The organism is Sphingopyxis sp. SCN 67-31 (assembly GCF_001725095.1).
In genome coordinates, this window is sequence record NZ_MEFH01000094.1 from 1 (window position 1) to 19,779 (window position 19,779).

A 19,779-nucleotide genomic window follows, 5' to 3' on the forward strand; every position below is an offset into this window, starting at 1 on the left:
TCCTTTATCGTGTGTCCCCGCGAAGGCGGGGACCCATCTGCGGTGGTTTCGAGATGGAACCGGCCGAAGATGGACCCCCGCCTTCCGCCTATGGCGGAAATTTATCCTGAGCGCCCGCCCTGCGGGCAGTCGAAGGGCGGGGGAACACGGCTTTATACAATATCGCGGCGATAGACTCTGAATCCCCACACGCCTTAATCGGTCCGTGCAAGGTCGATAGCCGGCGATGGCTTCGCCGCCACGTTCCTCGCAATGCCGAGGAGCGCGCCGGGGCTTCCCGATGTCCTACTTGATCTTGTCGCGATTGGCGTAGAGCAAAGCCGCGAGCACCGCGGCCGAGCCGATGCCGAGGCCCGCCGCGGCTTTCCACGCGATGCCCTTGCGCTCGCTGCGGACGGTGGCGTCCCTCGCGGCGGCTTCGGCCGCTTCCGCGGCTTCCTTCTGCTGCTGGAGTTCGCGCGTCGCGCGCAGCACTTCGTTTTCCTCGTCTTCGGCCGGGGGAGGAGTGGGCTGGCCTTGGTTCGTCATCTCAACTTTCCTGATTAACTTAGCGCCTGTTCGACAGGCACATAGTCGGTTCCGGTCGCTTCCGCTACGGCTTCGAACGTCACCTTGCCATTCCAGACGTTCAGGCCCTGCGCAAGATGCGCATCGCGCCGCAACGCCTCCTTCCAGCCGAGCCCGGCGATGTGCAGCGCGTGCGGCAGGGTGACGTTGTTGAGCGCATAGGTGCTGGTGCGCGCGACCGCGCCGGGCATGTTGGCGACCGCATAATGGACGATGCCGTCGACGACATAGGTGGGGTCGGCGTGCGTCGTCGCACGACTGGTCTCGAAACAGCCGCCCTGATCGATCGCGACGTCGACGAGCACCGAACCGGGGCGCATCGTCCCCAGCATTGCGCGCGTCACCAGCTTCGGCGCCTCGGCACCGGGGATCAGCACCGCGCCGATGACGAGGTCGGCCTCCGCGACGCATTCGGCGAGGTTGGCGCGGTTCGAGAAGCGCGTCTTCGCCCGCGCCTCGAAGAAGGTGCCGACGCGTTCGAGCACCTCGGGATCGCGGTCGAGGATGGTCACGTCGGCGCCGAGCCCCGCCGCCATCTGGGCCGCGTTGAAGCCGACGACGCCGCCGCCGATGATGCAGACCTTGCCGGGCGCGACGCCGGGCACGCCGCCCAGCAGCACGCCGCGCCCGCCGTGCGCCTTTTCGAGCGCGGTGGCGCCGGCCTGGATCGCCATGCGCCCCGCGACCTGGCTCATCGGCTTGAGCAGCGGCAGGCCGCCGTGCGGGCTCGTCACCGTCTCATAGGCGATGCACACCGCGCCCGACGCCATCAGGTCGCGCGTCAGGTCGGGATCGGGGGCGAGGTGAAGATAGGTATAGAGGATCTGCCCGGGGCGCAGCATCGCGCGCTCGGCCGGCTGCGGCTCCTTCACCTTCACGACCATGTCGGCGGCCACGAAGATGTCGGCGGGGGTCGCGACGATCTCCGCCCCTGCTTCCTCATAGAAGCGGTCGTGCGCGCCGATCCCCTCGCCTGCCGCGGTCTCGACCAGCACGCGGTGGCCGTGCGCGACCAGTTCGCGCGCGCTCTCGGGCGTCAGGCCGACGCGATATTCGTGATTCTTGATTTCCCGCGGGGTGCCGATAATCATGGTCGTTCTCCGTCTGCGTCCGGGCCGGCGCGCGCCTCTTCGCCATCCGGTCTTCGCCACCGCCTATACAGCAAACGCGCGGCGCGCGACGAGGGATGACGCATGCATGTGCGCGGCTGGTTAACGGCGAATTTACCACTTTCCCCGCATATCCCTCAGCCATGTATCGCGGGGCGCGCGCGAACGGCGAATCCGCGCGCGCGAAGATCGTTCGAGGGAACAGGATCATGGTGAAGGAAAATCCGATTCATAAGCAGCAGATCGACCCCGTGGCGATGGCCGAGCGCTTTCCCTTCTACGATCTCGACGGCCGGCTCGCCGCCGACGCCGCCGAAGTCCACGCGATCGTCGCGGGGCACGAGGAGGCGATGGGGCGCGCCTATTGGGAGGCGTTCAACGCGCTGCCGTCGATCGACCGCCCGATCGAGGGCGAGTTGCTCGACGCCTATGTGCGGGGCAGCGCCAGGCATATGCGGGTCAAATATACCGACGCCGCCGGCCAGGAGTCGGCGACGATCGCCTGCCAGAACACGCATATGGCGCTGCGCGTCGGGGTTCCCCTCGCTTCGGTCCTGTCGTGCATCGCCGAAAGCCAGCGCGCGGCGATCGCGCATGTCGTCGCGGCCTGCGCCGACGATGCCGCGCGCACGGTGCGGCTGACGAGCGCTATCAACCGGCTCGCCATCCTCGAATTCGACATCATGCACGCCTATGCCGAAAAGCTGGATCACGCCGCGCGGTCGAGCGAGCGGCACGCGCTGGCGGGCGACTTCGACCGATCGATCGCATCGCTGGTGCAGGACACCGACGGCGTCCGCCGCGAACTGGCCAAGCAGGCCGCGTCCGCCGACCAGGCCGCGAAGGGCATGATCGCCAAGACCAGCGAGGTCGCCGCCGCGTCCGAGCAGTCGGCGATCGCGATGCGCGAGGCCGCGTCGACCGCCGCCGGGCTGATCCGCGCGATCGAGGATGCGCGCAGCGAGGTCGAGGCCTCCGCCGACGTCGCCGTCCGCGCCTCCGAACAGGCGGGCGAGGCCGTCGCCATGTCCGAAGCGCTGTCGCATCACGCCGAATCGATCGAATCGATCCTGGGCCTGATCCGCGAGATCGCCGGCCAGACCAACCTTCTCGCGCTCAACGCGACGATCGAGGCGGCACGCGCCGGCGAATCGGGTCGCGGCTTCGCGGTCGTGGCGCAGGAGGTGAAGAGCCTCGCCAACGAAACCGCGCGCGCGACCGACGACATCGCGGGCAAGATCACCGCGATCCAGCAGGCGACGCGCGGCGCCGTCGCCGCCAACCAGTCGATCCAGCAGACGATCATCGAGGTGCAACAATCGGCGCAAAACATCCGCAACGCAATGGACGCCCAAGCACAAACGGTCACCTCGATCACCGCGGCGGTCGACGAGACCGCGCTCGCCGCCGATTCGATGTCGTCGACCATCGCCAGCATCCGCAACGATTCGGGTATGGTCGCGGGCGAGATCAGCACGCTGAGCGAGGAATTCTCGAAGATGGGCGAGCGGCTCCAGTCACTCGAGCAGGCCGCGACCGAGTTCAGCCGCCGGGTCGCCTGATCCCGGTCCGGCGCTTGGCAAGCCCCACCGCCCTCCCCTAAAGGAGGGCGATGACGACGCATATCCTGATCACCGGCGCGAGCCGCGGCATCGGCGCCGCGATCGCTGGCGCGCTGACCGGCGACGCGACGCGGATCGCCGCGCTGTCGAGCGCCGACGGCGACCTGTCCGACCCCGCGGTCCCCGAACGCCTGTGGGCCGAAAACCTCGACCGGATGGGCGGCCGCATCGACGTGCTCGTCAACAATGCCGGCATGTTCGCGACCAACCCGATCGACGCGGCGGACGACGCCTGGATCGCGGGCTGGAACCGCACCCTGCAGATCAACCTGACCGCCGCCGCGGCGCTCTGCCGCCTCGCGGTGCTCCACTGGCAGGTCGGCGGGCGCAGCGGCCGGATCGTCAACATCGCGAGCCGCGCCGCGCACCGCGGCGACAGTCCCGACCATTGGGATTATGCGGCGTCGAAGGCGGGGATGGTCGCGCTGACCAAGACGATCGCCCGCGGCTACGCGGCGCAAGGCATCCTCGCCTTCGCCATCTGCCCCGGCTTCACCCGCACCGGCATGGCGGATGCCTGGCTGTCCGGCCGCAACGCGGCGGCGCTGCGCGCCGAAATCCCGCTCAGCCGCATCGCCGAGCCCGAGGAAATCGCCGAAATGGCGCGCTGGTGCGCGCTCGACGCGCCGCCGTCGATGACCGGCGCGGTGCTCGACGCCAATGGAGCAAGCCATGTTCGGTAGCCGCCGCATCGCGCGCCGCACGCGGCGAGACGTCGGGACGCCGGCTCCGCGGGGCCATGGCCGGCTTTCCATGGCGGCACTACTGCTGGCAGGCTGCACACCCCAGACCGGGACGCCGCCACCGACCCCGGCCGCACCCACCGGCGAGACGCTCGCCGCCGCATGCCAAGGTCGTGACGGCTGGAGCGACCCTGCGCCGCCCGCGAAAATCTTCGGCAACAGCTATTATGTCGGCACCTGCGGCATTTCGGCGGTGCTGATCGAGGCGCCCGACGGTCTCGTGCTGATCGACGCAGCGACCGAGGAGGCCGCGCCCGCGATTCTCGCCAATATCCGCGCGCTGGGATTCGACCCGAAGCAAATCCATACGCTGCTCGCCAGCCACGAGCATCTCGACCATGTCGGCGGGCTCAAGGCCTTGCAGGATGCGACCGGCGCAACGGTTCATGCGCGCCCCGAAGCGGTCGCCACGCTGACCAGCGGTGAGCCCGAGGCGCGCGATCCGCAGCACGGAGCGATCCCGCCGTTTCGCGGCGTGACGGTGACGGGCGACCTGCGCGACGGAGAGGCATTGCCGATCGCGGACCTGCACCTGACGCCGCACGCGACCCCGGGGCACACGCCGGGAAGCACGAGTTGGACATGGCGATCGTGCGAGGGCAGCGACTGCCGCATCATCGCCTATATCGACAGCCTCAGCGCGGTGTCGGCGGACGCCTACCGTTTCGCCGACCATCCCGATTATGTCGCGATGCAGCGTGCGACCTTCGCCAAAGTGCCGACATTGCCGTGCGACATATTGATCACCCCGCATCCGGGCGCGAGCGGCCTGTTCGCGCGTTTCGCGGGCGACGCGCCGCTCACCGACCCGGAAGGCTGCCGCCGCTATGCCAAGGATGCCGCGAAACGGCTCGACGCGCGGCTTGCGAAGGAAGCGGCCGCGAAATGAGCTGGCTCGTCTCCCTGCCCTGCACGCGTGCCGAGGCCGAGGCGCTGTCGGCCGAGCAACCCGAACTGGAGGCGCTGGCCGATGCCCCGGTGGTGGTGACGCGCGAGATCGACGAAGCGAGCGGCCGATGGCAGCTCGACGCCTATCTCGACGACAGGCCCGGCCCCGCGCTGCTGGCGCTGATACGCGCGCTCGCGCCGAGCGCGAAGGGGGTCGAACCGTCGATCGAGGAACTGCCCGAGGCGGACTGGGTTACGCTGTCGCAGCAGGGGCTGGAGCCGGTGCAGGCGGGCCGCTTCTTCGTCCATACCAGCAGCTATGCCGACCGGACGCCGGTGGGGAGCGTGCCCTTCCTGATCGACGCGGGCCAGGCATTCGGCACCGGTGGGCACGACACGACGGCGGGCTGCCTCGCGATGCTCGACCGCCTAGCGCGCCGGGGCGTCCGTCCGCGCGCCATCGCCGACATCGGCACCGGCACCGGGCTACTGGCCTTCGCCGCGCTGGCGCTGTGGCCGCGCGCCCGCGCGATCGCGTCGGACATCGACCCCGCGAGCATCGCGGTGACGCGCGAGAATGCCGCGATCAACCATGTGCCGCTGGGATGCGGCGCGCGCCGCCTCGCGCTCGCGGTCGCGCCGGGGACCGACCATCCGGCGATCCGCCGCCGCGTACCCTATGATCTGGTCGTCGCCAATATCCTCGCCGGTCCGCTGATCACGCTAGCCCCCGACATCGCCAGCGTTACCGCGCCGGGCGGCCACGCGATCCTGGCCGGGCTGATCGCGCGCCAGATGGAGCCGGTGCTCGCCGCCTATCGCGCGCACGGCTTCCGCCTCGCCGCGCGCGGCGGCAGCGCCGAATGGCCGTGCCTGCTGCTGATCAAACGCCAACGCCACGGCTGGCGGCGCAAACAACGCGCGCTGCACCGCGCCAGCCCGTCGGACGCGACGTTCGGGAGCTGGTGAATTTCTACCCGCTCCCTTTTAGGAGAGGGGATATTGCTCAGCCGCTTTTCGCCAGCGCATATTCCTGTGTGCCGCGCGTGATGACCGTATCGCCGGGCAGGATGTCGGCGATCGGGATCGGCGGCAGCGCGGCGTTGGCGGCATAGAGCGGCGCGAAATCGGTGTTCACCGTGACGTCGAGCAACTGGTCCAGACTGTCGACGACGAAATAATTCTGCTGGAAATCGTCGATCCGGTAATCGGTGCGCATCACCCGCGACAGGTCGAAGCCGATGCGGTTCGGGCTCTCCGAATCGAGCGCGAACAGGCTTTCGGCGTAGGAGGAGACGATGCCCGCGCCATAGATGCGCAGCGTGCCGCCCTCGCGGATCAGCCCGAACTCGACAGTGTACCAATAAAGGCGCGCAAGCTGCTTCAACGCATCATATTTCAGGCTGCGCAACCCGCCCCGGCCATAGGCGGCCATATAGTCGGCGAACACCGGATCGGCGAGCATCGGGACGTGACCGAAAACGTCGTGGAAGACGTCGGGCTCCTGCAGATAGTCGAGCTGCCGCGGGGTGCGGATAAAATTGCCCGCCGGAAAACGGCGATTGGCGAGATGGTCGAAGAAGACATCGTCGGGCACCAGCCCCGGCACCGCGACGACGCGCCACCCGGTCGCCTCCGTCAGTCGCGCGTTGAGGTCGCGATAGTCGGGAATGCCCGGCTTTTCGAGCCGAAGCACGTCGATGCCGCGCAGAAAAGCGTCGGACGCGCGGCCGGGCAGCATCGCCGACTGGCGCGCGAAGAGGCAGTCCCACATTGCATGCTCGTCGGCGGTGAAGGCGTCCCAGTCCTGCGGACACGTCCAGTCGGGCGCGGCGCCCGGCGGCGGGGTGGCGTGGACGTGGCTGGGCGGGTTTTCCATACCGGCGTTTCTAGCATGATCTGGTTTCATATGAAACTGTTCAGGCAGACTCTCGATCGAAAAGCGAGCGCTCCCGCGAAGGCGGGAGCCCAGAGCGGATAAAGCCAAGGCTGCTTTTCTGCCGCTCTGAGTCTCCGCCTGCGCGGGGACACGGCGATGTCGCAAAACGCCGGGTCAACCGTTCAGTGTCACCACTTCGGTCGCCAGTCGGTCGACCTCGGCGCGGTCATGGCTGACGTAGAGGATCGGCAGCCGCAGCTCGTCGCGAATGCGCTCGATCACCGCCATGATGTCGCCGCGCCGCGCCGCGTCGAGCGACGACAGCGGTTCATCCATCAGCAGTATCTCCGGTCCCGCCAGCAGCGCGCGGCCGATCGCGACGCGCTGCGCCTCACCGCCCGACAGGCTCTGCGGCCAGCGGCCGAGCAGGGGTTCGATGCCGAGGAAGGCCACCGCCTCGTCGAACCCCATCCAGCGCCGCGCCGGATCGGCGAGATGGTAGCCGTAGAGCAGGTTCGCCTTCACCCGCCGGTGCGGGAACAGCCGCCCGTCCTGAAAGACATAGCCGATACGCCGCGCTTCGGGCGGCAGGTCGACGTCCGCGCCGAACAGCGTCCGCCCGCCGACGCGGATATGACCGCGGTCGGGACGCAGCAGCCCGGCGACCATGTTCAATATGCTGGTCTTGCCCGCCCCCGACGGCCCGAACAGCGCGGTCAGCCCCGATTCGGCCGTGAAGCACGCCGCGATCGTGCGGGTCCCGAAACGCTTTTCGACGTCGATCTCAATCGCCACGGCGCAGCCTTTCGGCCGGGGTACGCCGAACCAGCCATTCGGAAACGAGCAGCGCGCCGAGCGACAGCGCAACAGACAGCAGCGCCAGCCGCGTCACCATCGCCTCTCCCCCCGGCACCTGCAGCGCCGAATAGATGGCGAGCGGCAGCGTCCGCGTCTCGCCCGGAATGTTCGATACGAAGGTGATCGTCGCGCCGAATTCACCGATCGAGCGCGCGAAGCCGAGCACCAGCGCCGCAAGCACGCCGGGCAGCGCGAGCGGCAGGCTGATCGTCCAGAAGGCATGCCAGCGCCCCGCGCCGAGCGTGCGCGCCGCCCCCTCGAGCCGCCGGTCGACCCCCTCGATCGACAACCGCATCGCGCGCACCATCAGCGGCAGCGCCATGATCGCCGCCGCGAGCGCCGCGCCGGTCCAGCGGAACATCAGCGTCGTGCCGAACCAGTCGTTCAGCCAGCGGCCGACCGGTCCCAGCGGACCGAAGGCGAGCAGCAGCAGCCAGCCGGTGACGACCGGTGGCAGAACGAGCGGCAAGTGGACGAGCGCATCGAGCAACAGCCGCCCCGGAAAGCGATGGCGCGCCAGCAGCCACGCGAGCGCGAAGGCGAGCGGCAGGCAGGCGAGCACCGCGACCCCGCCGACCTTGAGCGACAGGGCGACGATGCCCCATTCCTCCGGCGACAGCATCAGGGCGCCGAAAAGCCGTAGCGGGCGAAGATCGCGCGGCCCTCCCGCGACGCCAGGAAGTTCCGGAATCCCATCGCATCGGGATGACGCGACGCCTTGAGCAGCGCGACCGGATAGCGGATCGGCGGATGGCTCGACGCCGGAAAGACGCCGACGACGCGCACCCGCTTCGACGCGCGCGCGTCGGTCGCATAGACGATGCCTAGCGGCGCCGCGCCATGTTCGACGAGCGCCATCGCGGCGCGGACATTCTCCGCCGGCGCCAACCGGCCCGCGACGCCGCGCCAGACGCCGAGCGCGGTCAGCGCCGCCTTCGCATATTTGCCCGCCGGTACCGCGTCGGGATCGGCGAGCGCGAGCCGCCCGCCGCCCAGAGCGCGCGCGAGCGGAAAGCCCGGCGCGGGCGTCAGGCGCAGCCGCCCGCTCGCGGGGCCGACCAGCACCAGCCGGTTGCCGAGCAGCGTCGTGCGCGTGCCCGGTCGCAGCAGCCCCGCCTTCGCCACCGCGTCCATCCACGGCTCGTCGGCTGACAGGAAGAGGTCGGCGGGCGCGCCGGCGATGATCTGCCGCGCCAGCGCCGACGACCCCGCGAAGGACAGCAGCGGCCGCGCATGCCCCTTTGCCGCCCAGGCGTCGGCGGCGGCGGTCAGCGCCTCCTGAAGGCTGGCCGCGGCCATCACGACGGGGCCGCGCTCGGCCGCGGTGGCAGCGGGCGCCAGTCCGAGCAGCAGCAGGAAGAGGAGCAGGCGGCGCAGCAGGATCATCGCCCGCCTATAGCCCCCTCATCCGGCGGGCGGAAGCGGTGTCGCGATGCGCAGCCAGCCATAGCCGCGCTCGATCTGCCCGCGCGCCGTCAGATCGCGCAGCGCGGCGCCCAGCGTCACGCGCGACACGCCCAGCAGGTCGGCGAGCTGCTGCTGCGTCGCGCGCACCGTGCGGCCGTCGTCGGCGTCGGCCGCCATCGCCGCCAGCAGCCGTGCGAGCCGCTCCGCCGCGGGCAACCGCCGTTCGGCGTCGATGATGTCGAGCGACACGGCGAGCTGGCGGCCGAGGCTGCGCAGCAGCAACTCGGCCCAGCCGATATCGGCGCTCATCAGCGAGCGGAGCAGCGGTCGGTCAATCGCGATCAGCCGTGCCGGCCCGCTCGCGATCGCATCGGCCTGGCGCGGGATGCCGGTGAAGAAGGCAAGCTCGCCGAACATGTCGCCGGGGCCAAGCACGGCAAAGGCGGTGAAGCCGCCGTCCTCGGCATAGCGGCCGACGAGCACATGCCCCTCGACCACCACCCAGAAGGCGTCGCCGGGGTCGCCCTGATGCTGGACGAACTGTCCGTCGGCGAAGCGGCGCGCCGGTGCCGTCGCGAGCAGTCGCTCGCGCCCCAGGGCCGGCAGCCGGGTCCGCTCGGCGAAGGTCAATTGATAACTTCTTTGCATTCCCGGTGCTGCTTCTGCGGCGCTGCGCCCGGAAAGGCAAGCGGCGCGGCGGCGCGCCGATCACTCGGCGGGCGTCTCCGCCTTCCCCTTGCGGGTCCAGGGATAGAGGAACTGGCCGGCGTAGCTGCGCGGCACGTCCTCCGGTATGCCGTAACTCTCGGGCCAGCGGTCCTTCGGCAGGTGGAAGGTGCCGAACAATTTGTCGAGCCATGGGAAATGAATCGCGAAATTGACGTCGAATGCCTCGCGCTCCAGCCCGTGGTGCCAGTGATGGAAGCGCGGCGTCGCGATCCAGTGGCCGATCCGGTTGAAGCTGCCCCCGACATTTGCATGGAGCAGCGACGACCAGACATAGACGAAGCCGATATAGGCCTGCATCACCGACGGGCTGAACCCCAGCGTGAACAGCGGCAGCGAGGTGACCGAGCGCAGCAGGATTATCTCGACGAAATGCATCCGCGACCCCGCGAGCCAGTCCATCGATTTCGCGCTGTGGTGGATCGCGTGAAAACCCCACAGGAACGGGACCTTGTGAAACAGTCGGTGATACCAATATTGCGCGAGGTCCGACGCGACGAGGACGATCGCGAACTGCACGAGCCACGGCAAGGACGCGGCCCCGGCGCGGAAAGCATCCCAGCCGGTCGTGTGCGCGTTGACGAATTGCTGCGGCGCGAGCGCGAGGAAGCTGAGCACCTGCACGAACATCGTGCTGACCAGATAATAGAAGAGATCCTCGCGCCATTCGGTGCGGAACAGGCGCTGCGCCCGGCGATGCGGAAAGGCGCGTTCGAGCGGTGCGAACATGAAGCCGGTGACCAACAGGTTGACGATGAAGAAGTCGAGCCCGAAGAATATGCCCCAGTCGCGCGTCTCGGCGGGCTGGACGTTGGCGCCGCCGAGCAGCACCGCGGCAAGCCCGATCATCAGCGCGGTCAACCCGAGCACCTTGCGCGGACGCAGCAACAGACTGAGCAGCGCGAGCGCATAGCTGGCGAGCAGGGTCAGATGGACGAAACCGCGAAAACCGGTCCAGTCCTTGACCACCGCCAGTTCGGGGGTGGCGAACCAGTCCGGGAAACGCAGCGCGACCACCATGAACAGCCCGCTAATCGCGAACAGCAGGCCGAAGAAGCCCGACAGCCAGCCGCTGCCGAACCGCCGCACCTCGGTATGCGATTCAAGGTCGCACATCAGATTTTGCAGGTAATCACGCTTTGCCATGCCCGCCGCTCTCCACTCTCGTCACTCCGGACTCGATCCGGCATTCATTGCCGGTCCGGCTTCGTGGACCCCGGACCGAGTCCGGGATGACGAAGAAAAATTGCCGGCTCGCTAACCTGCCGCCTCGACGATCTGCGCCCATTCGACCTCGTCGATCACGCGGATGCCGAGCGCGGCCGCCTGCTTGAGCTTCGACCCGGCGCCCGGGCCGGCGACGACGAGATCGGTCTTGGCGCTCACGCTGCCCGCGGCCTTGGCGCCCAGCCTTTCGGCCTGTGCCTTCGCCTCGTCGCGGCTCATCGTCTCAAGCTTGCCGGTGAAGACGACGGTCTTGCCCGACACCTCGCTCTCGCGCATCTCGACGACATAGGGCGGCGGCGCGACTTCGGAGAAAAGATCGTCCCACAAGGCGCGATTGTGCGGTTCGTGGAAGAAATCGCCGAGTGCCTCCCCCACCGCGACGCCGATGCCGTCGGCGCGCACCTCGAGGATCGTCTTGATCGCCTCGACCTTGCGCGCGAGATATTTGCCGTCGGATTCGCCCTCGGCCTGCGGGTTGGCATCGAGATAGGCGTGGATTTCGGCGGCTTTGCCGGGCAGGCGCGCAAGGTCGCCCAGCCCCTTCATCAGGTCACGCGCCGTCACTGCGCCGACGTGGCGGATACCGAGCCCGAACAGCAGCCGCGCCGCATCGGGCGACCGCTTCGCCTCGATCGCGGCGAACAGATTGTCGACCGACTTGTCCTTCCACCCTTCGCGACCAAGCAACTCGTCGCGATGACCCTTCAGCCGGAAGATGTCGGCAGGGCCCTTGTCGAGCCAGCCAAGTTCGAGAAACTCGGCGATGCTCTTCTCGCCCAGCCCCTCGATATCGAGCGCGCCGCGGCTGACGAAATGTCGTAGCCGTTCGAATTTCTGGGCGTTGCAGATCAGGCCGCCGGTGCAGCGCACGTCGACCTCACCTTCCTCGGCGACCGCTTCGCTGCCGCACACTGGGCAATGGTCGGGGAAGATATAGGGATCGCGCGGTTCGGCGCGGGTCAGATTCTCGACCACCTGCGGGATTACGTCGCCCGCGCGCTGGATGACGACGCGATCACCGGGGCGCACGCCGAGCCGGCCGATCTCGTCACGGTTGTGGAGGGTCACGTTCGACACCACGACCCCGCCGACGGTGACGGGGGTGAGGCGCCCGACCGGGGTCAGCTTGCCGGTGCGGCCGACCTGGATATCGATCGATTCGAGCGTCGTCTGCGCGCGTTCGGCGGGGAATTTGTGCGCGATCGCCCAGCGCGGCGCCTTGGCGACAAAGCCCAGCCGCTCCTGCCAGTCGAGCCGGTCGACCTTGTAGACGACGCCGTCGATGTCATAGGGCATGTCGGCGCGCTCGGCCTCGATCGTGCGGTAATGGTCGAGCACCGCCTCGACGCTCTCGAAGCGCCCGAGCAGCGGCGAGACGGGCACGCCCCAGCTTTCGATGCGCTTCATCATCGCGAACTGCGTCGCCTCGGGCAGGCCGCTGACCTCTCCCCAGCCGTGGGCGAGGAAGCGTAGCGGGCGCGATGCGGTGATGCTCGCATCCTTCTGCCGCAGCGAGCCCGCCGCGGCGTTGCGCGGATTGGCGAACTGGCGCGCCTTCTCGAGGTCGTTGGCCTCGGCGAGCAACCGTTCGTTGAGCGCGGCGAAGTCGGCCTTCGCCATATAGACCTCGCCGCGAATCTCGAAGACGTCGGGAATATCCGTCGCCCCGGCTTTCGCTGGGGCGACGAGTGTCTGGGGAATATCGGCGATACAGCGCACGTTCGGGGTGACATCCTCACCCACCGTGCCGTCGCCGCGCGTCGCGGCCTGCACCAGCACGCCCTTTTCGTAGCGCAGCGAGCAGGAGAGGCCGTCGATCTTGTCCTCGGCGGTCAGCGCAAGCACCTCATCCTCGTCGAGCCGCAGGAAACGCCGCACGCGCCGCGCGAACTCCTCGACATCCTCGGCCGCGAAGGCGTTGTCGAGGCTCATCATCCGCACCGCGTGCGTGACCTTGGCGAGCGGCGACGCCTCGACCGCGGCACCGACCAGCCGGTTCGGGCTGTCGGCGCGGATCAGGTGCGGGAACGCCTCCTCGATCGAATTGTTGCGCCGGACAAGCGCGTCGTAATCGGCGTCCGAAATCTCCGGACTGTCCTCCGCATGGTAAAGCTTGTTGTGATGCGCGATCTGTTTCGCGAGCCGCATCAGTTCGTTGGCGGCCTCGGCTTCGGTCAGCGATTCGACATCTTTCATGCGCCGGCTTTTGCCACCGGCTTGAACTCGGCGCGAGACCCAAATCCGGCGATCAGCGGCCGCCCCTTCGCGATCGCCTCCTGCACCTCGGGCAATTGCAGCGATGCGGCGTGCGCCGCCTTGTCGGCCCACAATTCGACGATCCACAGCGCGTCGGGGTTCTCGCTATCCTCGCCGACGATATAGGCGAAATTGCCCGGCATCCGGCCGGTGCCTTCGGTCAGGACCGCCGCGAGCGCGGCGCGCTGCCCCGGTTGCGCGATCATCTGGCCGATCAGGCCATATTCGGGAAACTGTTCTTCCATGATTGCCTCCAGGGCCCGCAAGGATCGCACCGGCAGCACCGCCGCCGCAAAAGCCGCAAGCGCGGCGAGATGAGTGCGCCGGTCGATCATCGCGCGATCGCCAGCACATGCACCTGCCGCCGGATATGGAAGCCGAGCGATTCGTAGAGCGCGATCGCGCCCGCATTGTCGGCATAGCTGTGCAGGAAAGGCTGCTCGCCGCGCGCCATCATCGCGCGCATGACATAGCCGATCAGCGTGCGGGCAAATCCGCGGCCGCGGCCATCGAACCAGGTCGCGACTCCGCTGATCTCCGCCATGCCGGGCATCAACATGCGTTGGCCCGCCATCGCAAGCAGGCGGCCATCCTCGCGGATCCCGAAGAAGGGGCCGTAGCGGTGCGTCGCCGGCCCCCACGGCCCCGGCCGCGCATGATCGGCGAGCGCCGCCATATCCGCCGCGTCGGCGTCGGACAGCGGGATGATCGGCGGCTCGCCGCCACGCGCCGGCGGCGGAGCGCCTACCGCGACCATCTGCGCGAGCAACGCGCGCTTCACCTCGCGCGTGCCGGGCGGCACCGGCCACGGCTCATCCTCCACGATCCACAATTCGCCATCGTCAGGAACCAGCGCGGCAAGCGCTGCCTGCGCCCCGGCCTCCCGATCGGCGGCGGCGCCGAACGGCCCATAGCGGCGGTCGATTCGCACCGCCTGCGCATCGCCCTCGGCCAGATGCGCCTGCCGCCCGGTGAGCATGCTCCATACGGGGCGGTCGAGGGGATGGTGGTTGCCCCCTATCGGCCCTTCCTCCGAAGCGGAGGGGGTTGCATATGTCTCCGGTCTCACGCCACCTCCAGCAATCGCTGCGCCTGCGCGCGCGCTTCCGCCGTCACCTCGGCGCCCGACAGCATGCGGGCGATTTCCTCGCGGCGGCCGGCGGGGTCGAGCGGGCGGACGCCGGTGCGCGTCACCAATCCGTCGCTAGCGCTCTCACTCGACTTGGCGATGACGAAGTGCGTCGCGCCCTTCGCCGCGACCTGCGGGCTGTGCGTCACGACCAGCAACTGCTTGCCCGCGCCGGCAAGCCGTGCGAGCCGTTCGCCGATCGCGCTGGCGACTGCGCCGCCGACGCCGCGGTCGATCTCGTCGAAGATGATCGTGTCGGCGCCGCCTTCCTCGGCCAGCGCGACCTTGAGCGCGAGGATGAAGCGCGACAGTTCGCCGCCGCTCGCAATCTTCGCCAGCGGCGCGAAGGGCGCGCCGGGGTTGGTCGAAATGAGGAATTCGACGCGGTCCATCCCGTCCGCCCCCCAGCGATCGGCGGGGAGCCGCTCGACGAGGGTGCGAAAGCGTGCGGCGTCGAGCTTCAGCGGCGCAAGCTCGCCCGCCACCGCGGCATCGAGCCGCGCCGCCGCTTTCGTCCGCCGGTCCGACAGCGCGGTCGCGGCATGGGTGTAGGCGGCCGCGCTTTCGGCGACCGCGGCCTCCAGCTTCGCGAGTCCGGCATTGCCGCCCTCGATCGCGTCGAGCCGCGCCGCGAAGTCGCCGGCGAGCCCCGGCAGTTCGTCGGGCTGAACGCCGTGCTTGCGCGCCATTGCGCGCAGTTCGAACAGCCGCGTCTCTGCCGCCTCCAGCCGCTCGGGATCATATTCCATCGCGCGCGCGGCTTCGTGCAATTTCGCTTCAGCCTCGTCGGCGTCGATGATCGCGCGGTCGAGGCCAGCGAGCGCTTCGGCAAGCAGCGGATGGTCGCCCGCGAGCCGGTCGAGCCGCCGCGCCGCGCCGCGCAGCAGCGCCGGGCCGCCCGCGCTGCCCTCGAACGCTTCGAGGACCGCCGCAAGGTCGCCGGCGATCTTCTCGCCCTTCTGCATCGCCGCGCGCGCCTCGGCGAGTTCGACTTCCTCGCCCGGCTGCGGAGCGAGCTGTTGCAGTTCGGCGACGCAATGTTCGAGCCATTCACGGTCGCGCGTCGCCTCGCTTACCGCCGCCTGCACGGCCGCGAGCCGCGCCTCGGCGGCGCGCCACGCCGCATGCGCCTCGGCCACCGGCGCGGTATCGACGCGCGCATAGGCGTCGAGCAGCGCGCGATGCCCGGCGGGCGCGAGTAGGCCGCGATCGTCGTGCTGGCCGTGAATCTCGACCAGATGCCCCCCGACCTCGCGCAGCAGCGCCGCAGAGCAGGGCTGGTCGTTGAGGAAAGCGCGGCTGCCGCCATCGGCCCTCAGCGTGCGGCGGATCAGCAGCGGCTCGCCGGGTTCGAGCGCGATGTCATTGTCGGCAAGCAGGCTGGCGAGCAGCGTCCCCGGCGCGGGCGGTGCGAAGCTAGCGGTCACTTGCGCCCGGTCGCTGCCTTGTCGCACCAGCGCGCTGTCAGCGCGCATCCCGAGCGCGAGACCCAGCGCGTCGAGCAGGATCGACTTGCCTGCCCCCGTCTCTCCCGTGAGCACGCCGAGACCAGCCTCGAAATCGAGGTCGAGCCGCTCGATCAGCACGATGTTGGCGATGGACAGCGCGGTCAGCATGGCTCGCTCTTAACGCAGAACAAAATGCGAATCTATTCGGGAGTGCGGAGGTCGGGATATGCGATTCGCGCAGAGGCGCAGAGATGCGATACGAAAGATTCACGCGGAGCCGTGGAGAATCCGGACCGACAGGTCTTGTTCTTCCGGGCTTCGATGTATCGCCATGGTGCTTGGAGAAGCGCTCCACGCTTCTCTCCGTGTTCCCCACGGCTCCGCGTGAACCAGAAATCTCTGCGATCGCTGCGTCTCTGCGCGAATCCAACCAGCCCGCGTCAGGCGGCCGGGGCGTGCTTCCGCATCAGTTCGTAGGCACGGTCGTACCATTTGCTGCCCGGATAGTTCGCGCCCAGCACCGCCGCCGCCTTCTTCGCCTCTTCGGGAACGCCGAGCGCGAGATAGCATTCGGTCAACCGGAACAGCGCCTCGGGCACGTGACTGGTCGTCTGGTATTTCTCGGTCACCTCGCGGAAGCGGATCGACGCGGCGAGCCAGTTCGAACTGCGCTCGTAGAAGCGGCCGATCTCCATCTCCTTGCCCGCGAGATGGTCGCGCACCAGGTCGATCTTGAGCCGCGCGTCGGCAGCGTAGCGGCTGTCGGGATAGCGACGGATCACCTCGCCGAGCGCGTTCGACGCCTGGAGCGTGATCCTCTGGTCGCGGGTGACGTCGCTGATCTGCTCATAATAGCTGAGCGCGATCAGATAATAGGCATAGGCCGCGTCCTTGTTCCCCGGGTGGATCGCCAGGAAACGCTGCGCCGAATCGATCGCCGGCGTATATTCGCGGTCCATATAATAGGAAAAGGCGCTCATCAGCTGGGCACGGCGCGCCCAGGGCGAATAGGGGTGCTGGCGCTCGACTTCGTCGAACAGCGCCGCGGCGATCTTGTACTGGCCGCGGTCGAGGCGGTCCTGCGCCGCGCGGTAGAGGGTGCTGACGTCGCGCGCGACGTAGCGCGTATCCTTTTTCACCCCGGATCCGCCGGCACAGGCCGCGAGCAGCGGCGAGATCATGAGGGCGGCGGCGAGAAGGCGCACGGCGGCGCGAGCGGGAGGGCGCTGGGTCATGGCGGCGGTATAGCCACAGCGCGCATGAACGCAAAATAAATGATGGGTGCGGCGCTCAGTTCTCCTTGTCCTTCGCCGCGACCACGCAACCCTTCGGCGGCTCGGCCGGCGCCGGGACGCGGCGCGCCGAGACGATCGTCACCATCGGATCGAGAATCTGGCCCTGCATCACCCCATCGCCCGCGGTCGGGGAGATGGGCGCGGCGAAGATCGCCTCCGCGACATCGGCGCCCGCGACCAGTTCGCCGAACACCGCGAATCCGGCATTGTCGCCGCCGAGCGCCGGGTCGGCATCGAAGCCCTTGATATCGGAGAGCAGCAGGAAGAAATCGCTCGTCGCATCGCCGGGGTTAAGCCGCGCCATCGAAAGCGCGCCCTTGCAGTTGGTGAGCCCCGTCGCGGTGGTCGGCTCGTGCGCGATCGGGGGGAAATTCCTGCGCGCGTCGCCGCGATTACCGCCCTGAATCAGCCGGTTCGTCGGCCCCCAGTTGCGCGTCGCGCGATAGAATTGGAAACCATCCATCCGCTTCGTGTCGACATAGCGGAGAAAATTGGCCGCGGTGACCGGCGCGCGCCGGTCCTCGATGCGCACGACGATCGTGCCGAGGTCGGTGACCAGCGCGACATAGGGGCGCGTGTCCGCCTCGACCGCCGGAGCGACGGCGGCGGGAACCGGCGGCGGGGGCGGCGGCAGTTGCGTCGCCTGCGGCGGAACGGTCTGGGCAGCCGCGGCGAGCGACAGGAGCAGCGTTTCGAACATCGGGGCATTCCTCTGGCGGGACTGTGGTCGCGGGCGAGGCTAGACGCTGATCGCCGCCGCGCCAAGCCGTCGCTGCGTGCTTTTGCGCGCCGTCACGGACGAGCCCCCTCCCGCAAGCGGGAGGGGTCGGGGATGGGCCAGCGGCGTTGCGATCGCCCCGCTCCGCATTTGCATGGTCTAGATGTGGAGCCATGGTTCGAGGGCCTGCTTTCGGTGCTCCGAGGTCGGATAGGCTCTGGCATATGCCCATTCGCGCAAGCTGATCTGGATGAAGCGTTCGGCCTTGCCGTTGGTCTTGGGCGTGTAGGGTCTGGTGCGGATATGCTTGAGGCCGAGCGCCTTGCAGGCGTCGCGGAAGGCGAAGCTTTTGTAGCATGCTCCGTAGCACATTGGGAAGCAGCCTTTCGAAGGGCCGCGATGCCTTGATGGAGACAAGGGCGCGTAGCGCCCGCCGGCTTCATCAAGGCAGTCATGACCAGCCACCGATCATGACCAAGTTTCATTCTACACCACCCGACGCCGTGCTGGTAGCCATCGATATGTCGAAGCACCGCCAGGAAGTTCTGCTTGAACGACCGGAAGGCGGTCGTCGGCGCCGCATGACGGTGATGGCGACAAAGGCCGATTATGATCGGCTGGCCGACGATCTGACCGCGATCGGCAGGCCCGTGATTGTCGGATTCGAGGCAACCGGTAATTATCACCGCACGCTGGCGCATCGATTGCTGTCCGCGGGATTCGAGCTACGCTTGATTTCATCGGTCGCCTTGGCCCGGACGCGCGAAGCGCTGCACAATGGCTGGGACAAGAATGATTCCAAGGACGCGCAGGTGATCCTGCACATGCTGAAGATCGGCGCGACCCAACGCTATGTCGATCCGCTGGCGGCAGGGATCAACGATCTGCAGGAGATGTCGAAGACGCATGAAGCCATATCGAAGGCCAAGACCCAGACCTGGCATCGGATCCTCACGCATTATCTGCCACTGTATTTTCCGGAGATCGAGCGTTTCGCCGGCAACAGCCGGTCCGACTGGTTCCTGCCGCTGATCGGTCGCAAGGTCTCCAAGGCCCGGGTGGTCAACGATATTTACGAGACCGCCTGTGCATCGATCGCGCTGCCGATCGACGAAGATTCCACGGCGGTCGCCATGTTCCGCATGGTCATCGCCCAGGCACGCACCCTGATTCAGCAGCGTAACGAGATCGAGCGGATCGCCCATGACGCGCTGGCGACGAACAGCGATTATCAGCTCCTGCGCATGATCCCCGGTATCGGTCCGATCAACGCCCTGACGATCCTGGCCGAGGCCGGCGATCTGCGCCGGTTCAGCCACCATCGCCAGTTCCTCAAGTTCTGCGGCCTCGACCTCGCTACCTACCAGTCAGGGATATTTCGGGGGCGGACGAAGCTATCAAAGTACGGCAATGCCCGGCTGCGACGCACCTTCTGGATGGCAACGCAGGTCGCGATCCGACAACCCAACAACAGCTTCCGTGACAAGCTCTCCCGCTATGTCGATGGCCATGCCGACGACCCCGATCGCCGCCGCAAGGCGATGACCGCTCTCACCGCCAAGATGGCGCGCGTCGTGCACGCCGTCATCAAGACGGGAACCGAGTACCGCCCGTTCGTCGAACGGGCGGACACCAGATGGAAGGACCCCTCTCTGCTGTGCCGTGAGGGCGCTACGGCGACCCTGTAGATAATGTTCGGGCCTTCCATCTGGCATGCGTATCTCATCTTAAGGACGGTGAGGACCACGATCCCGATGATCGATGGATCCTATGTTTGCTATGGCCGAGAGCGCCTTCCTTGACGATGGAAGCCATCTGGATCATAAAATCATCAGCGCCGATCACACTCGGCGCAACGAGATCTGCTGGCCTGTTCCCGCCGCTGCTTCCCAACATAGGACGTTGTC

18 protein-coding genes and 2 pseudogenes are annotated in these 19,779 nt (G+C 68.1%); 5 read left to right on the forward strand and 15 right to left on the reverse strand.

Annotation, left to right across the window (positions count from 1 at the left end):
* Positions 1–285: 285 nt before the first annotated feature.
* Both ABS88_RS18725 and ald read right to left on the reverse strand, forming a co-directional pair.
* Complete coding sequence (locus tag ABS88_RS18725; RefSeq protein WP_067108090.1) at positions 286–528, reverse strand: hypothetical protein; 243 nt, start codon at positions 526–528, stop codon at positions 286–288.
* A 14-nt stretch (positions 529–542) separates the two neighbouring features.
* Complete coding sequence (gene ald, locus ABS88_RS18730) at positions 543–1,658, reverse strand: alanine dehydrogenase (RefSeq protein ID WP_067108087.1); 1,116 nt, start codon at positions 1,656–1,658, stop codon at positions 543–545.
* Positions 1,659–1,885: 227 nt separating this feature from the next.
* On the opposite strand from ald, the gene ABS88_RS18735 reads away from it, so the two are divergent.
* The 4 genes from ABS88_RS18735 to ABS88_RS18750 all read left to right on the forward strand — a co-directional run bounded on the left by ABS88_RS18735 (position 1,886) and on the right by ABS88_RS18750 (position 5,898).
* Positions 1,886–3,238: a methyl-accepting chemotaxis protein gene (locus ABS88_RS18735; RefSeq protein WP_067108105.1), complete on the forward strand. Its 1,353-nt coding sequence runs from the start codon at positions 1,886–1,888 to the stop codon at positions 3,236–3,238.
* Positions 3,239–3,288: 50 nt separating this feature from the next.
* Positions 3,289–3,981, forward strand: a complete 693-nt coding sequence (locus ABS88_RS18740) for an SDR family NAD(P)-dependent oxidoreductase (protein WP_076076512.1) — start codon at positions 3,289–3,291, stop codon at positions 3,979–3,981.
* Between the two features lie 70 nt (positions 3,982–4,051).
* The gene (bla, locus tag ABS88_RS18745) at positions 4,052–4,930 is read left to right on the forward strand and encodes a subclass B3 metallo-beta-lactamase (RefSeq protein ID WP_067108083.1); all 879 of its coding nucleotides are present in this window, start codon (positions 4,052–4,054) and stop codon (positions 4,928–4,930) included.
* Positions 4,927–5,898 carry a 50S ribosomal protein L11 methyltransferase gene (locus ABS88_RS18750; protein WP_076076515.1) on the forward strand — a complete coding sequence of 324 codons (972 nt, stop codon included), beginning with the start codon at positions 4,927–4,929 and terminating at the stop codon, positions 5,896–5,898. Before bla ends, ABS88_RS18750 begins: the two co-directional genes overlap by 4 nt.
* Before the next feature lie 37 nt (positions 5,899–5,935).
* On the opposite strand, the gene phhA is transcribed toward ABS88_RS18750, so the two are convergent.
* The 13 genes and pseudogenes from phhA to ABS88_RS18815 all read right to left on the reverse strand — a co-directional run.
* A complete protein-coding gene (gene phhA / locus ABS88_RS18755; RefSeq protein ID WP_076076516.1) occupies positions 5,936–6,808 on the reverse strand; it encodes a phenylalanine 4-monooxygenase in 873 nt (290 codons plus the stop codon).
* Between the two features lie 174 nt (positions 6,809–6,982).
* Complete coding sequence (locus ABS88_RS18760; RefSeq protein WP_076076518.1) at positions 6,983–7,603, reverse strand: molybdenum ABC transporter ATP-binding protein; 621 nt, start codon at positions 7,601–7,603, stop codon at positions 6,983–6,985.
* A complete protein-coding gene (modB, locus tag ABS88_RS18765) occupies positions 7,593–8,288 on the reverse strand; it encodes a molybdate ABC transporter permease subunit (protein WP_067185627.1) in 696 nt (231 codons plus the stop codon). Before modB ends, ABS88_RS18760 begins: the two co-directional genes overlap by 11 nt.
* Positions 8,288–9,052 (reverse strand): molybdate ABC transporter substrate-binding protein, encoded by a 765-nt coding sequence (gene modA, locus ABS88_RS18770; protein WP_076076519.1) that lies wholly within the window; start codon positions 9,050–9,052, stop codon positions 8,288–8,290. The genes modB and modA overlap by 1 nt, the downstream gene beginning before the upstream one ends.
* An 18-nt stretch (positions 9,053–9,070) precedes the next feature.
* Positions 9,071–9,721 carry a Crp/Fnr family transcriptional regulator gene (locus ABS88_RS18775; RefSeq protein ID WP_083675140.1) on the reverse strand — a complete coding sequence of 217 codons (651 nt, stop codon included), beginning with the start codon at positions 9,719–9,721 and terminating at the stop codon, positions 9,071–9,073.
* A gap of 60 nt (positions 9,722–9,781) precedes the next feature.
* Positions 9,782–10,945: a sterol desaturase family protein gene (locus ABS88_RS18780; RefSeq protein ID WP_076076522.1), complete on the reverse strand. Its 1,164-nt coding sequence runs from the start codon at positions 10,943–10,945 to the stop codon at positions 9,782–9,784.
* Positions 10,946–11,056: 111 nt separating this feature from the next.
* On the reverse strand, positions 11,057–13,222 hold the full coding sequence (ligA, locus tag ABS88_RS18785; RefSeq protein ID WP_076076525.1) for an NAD-dependent DNA ligase LigA: 2,166 nt from the start codon (positions 13,220–13,222) through the stop codon (positions 11,057–11,059).
* Positions 13,219–13,527, reverse strand: coding sequence for a putative quinol monooxygenase (locus tag ABS88_RS18790; RefSeq protein ID WP_243469429.1), 309 nt, complete (start codon positions 13,525–13,527; stop codon positions 13,219–13,221). Before ABS88_RS18790 ends, ligA begins: the two co-directional genes overlap by 4 nt.
* 86 nt (positions 13,528–13,613) lie before the next feature.
* A complete protein-coding gene (locus tag ABS88_RS18795; RefSeq protein ID WP_076076531.1) occupies positions 13,614–14,261 on the reverse strand; it encodes a GNAT family N-acetyltransferase in 648 nt (215 codons plus the stop codon).
* A gap of 86 nt (positions 14,262–14,347) precedes the next feature.
* Positions 14,348–16,027 carry a DNA repair protein RecN gene (recN, locus tag ABS88_RS18800; protein ID WP_076076533.1) on the reverse strand — a complete coding sequence of 560 codons (1,680 nt, stop codon included), beginning with the start codon at positions 16,025–16,027 and terminating at the stop codon, positions 14,348–14,350.
* Between the two features lie 272 nt (positions 16,028–16,299).
* Entirely contained in the window at positions 16,300–17,094 is a 795-nt protein-coding gene (locus ABS88_RS18805; protein ID WP_076076536.1) for an outer membrane protein assembly factor BamD, read from the reverse strand.
* Positions 17,095–17,149: 55 nt separating this feature from the next.
* On the reverse strand, positions 17,150–17,854 hold the full coding sequence (locus ABS88_RS18810; RefSeq protein WP_076076538.1) for a peptidylprolyl isomerase: 705 nt from the start codon (positions 17,852–17,854) through the stop codon (positions 17,150–17,152).
* Between the two features lie 183 nt (positions 17,855–18,037).
* Positions 18,038–18,235: pseudogene (locus ABS88_RS18815) on the reverse strand (integrase core domain-containing protein); the annotation flags it as partial.
* A 107-nt stretch (positions 18,236–18,342) separates the two neighbouring features.
* Here ABS88_RS18815 and ABS88_RS18820 point away from each other — a divergent pair.
* Positions 18,343–19,564, forward strand: a pseudogene (locus tag ABS88_RS18820) (IS110 family RNA-guided transposase).
* Positions 19,565–19,779 lie beyond the last annotated feature (215 nt).

Excerpts from the sequence above, each read along its gene's own strand:
- ABS88_RS18725 (WP_067108090.1), bottom strand. The coding sequence starts at position 528 with ATGACGAACCAAGGCCAGCCCACTCCTCCCCCGGCCGAAGACGAGGAA.
- ald (WP_067108087.1), bottom strand. The coding sequence starts at position 1,658 with ATGATTATCGGCACCCCGCGGGAAATCAAGAATCACGAATATCGCGTC.
- ABS88_RS18735 (WP_067108105.1), top strand. The coding sequence starts at position 1,886 with ATGGTGAAGGAAAATCCGATTCATAAGCAGCAGATCGACCCCGTGGCG.
- ABS88_RS18740 (WP_076076512.1), top strand. The coding sequence starts at position 3,289 with ATGACGACGCATATCCTGATCACCGGCGCGAGCCGCGGCATCGGCGCC.
- bla (WP_067108083.1), top strand. The coding sequence starts at position 4,052 with ATGGCGGCACTACTGCTGGCAGGCTGCACACCCCAGACCGGGACGCCG.
- ABS88_RS18750 (WP_076076515.1), top strand. The coding sequence starts at position 4,927 with ATGAGCTGGCTCGTCTCCCTGCCCTGCACGCGTGCCGAGGCCGAGGCG.
- phhA (WP_076076516.1), bottom strand. The coding sequence starts at position 6,808 with ATGGAAAACCCGCCCAGCCACGTCCACGCCACCCCGCCGCCGGGCGCC.
- modB (WP_067185627.1), bottom strand. The coding sequence starts at position 8,288 with ATGCTGTCGCCGGAGGAATGGGGCATCGTCGCCCTGTCGCTCAAGGTC.
- modA (WP_076076519.1), bottom strand. The coding sequence starts at position 9,052 with ATGATCCTGCTGCGCCGCCTGCTCCTCTTCCTGCTGCTGCTCGGACTG.
- ABS88_RS18775 (WP_083675140.1), bottom strand. The coding sequence starts at position 9,721 with ATGCAAAGAAGTTATCAATTGACCTTCGCCGAGCGGACCCGGCTGCCG.
- ABS88_RS18780 (WP_076076522.1), bottom strand. The coding sequence starts at position 10,945 with ATGGCAAAGCGTGATTACCTGCAAAATCTGATGTGCGACCTTGAATCG.
- ligA (WP_076076525.1), bottom strand. The coding sequence starts at position 13,222 with ATGAAAGATGTCGAATCGCTGACCGAAGCCGAGGCCGCCAACGAACTG.
- ABS88_RS18790 (WP_243469429.1), bottom strand. The coding sequence starts at position 13,527 with ATGGAAGAACAGTTTCCCGAATATGGCCTGATCGGCCAGATGATCGCG.
- ABS88_RS18795 (WP_076076531.1), bottom strand. The coding sequence starts at position 14,261 with ATGCTCACCGGGCGGCAGGCGCATCTGGCCGAGGGCGATGCGCAGGCG.
- recN (WP_076076533.1), bottom strand. The coding sequence starts at position 16,027 with ATGCTGACCGCGCTGTCCATCGCCAACATCGTGCTGATCGAGCGGCTC.
- ABS88_RS18805 (WP_076076536.1), bottom strand. The coding sequence starts at position 17,094 with ATGACCCAGCGCCCTCCCGCTCGCGCCGCCGTGCGCCTTCTCGCCGCC.
- ABS88_RS18810 (WP_076076538.1), bottom strand. The coding sequence starts at position 17,854 with ATGTTCGAAACGCTGCTCCTGTCGCTCGCCGCGGCTGCCCAGACCGTT.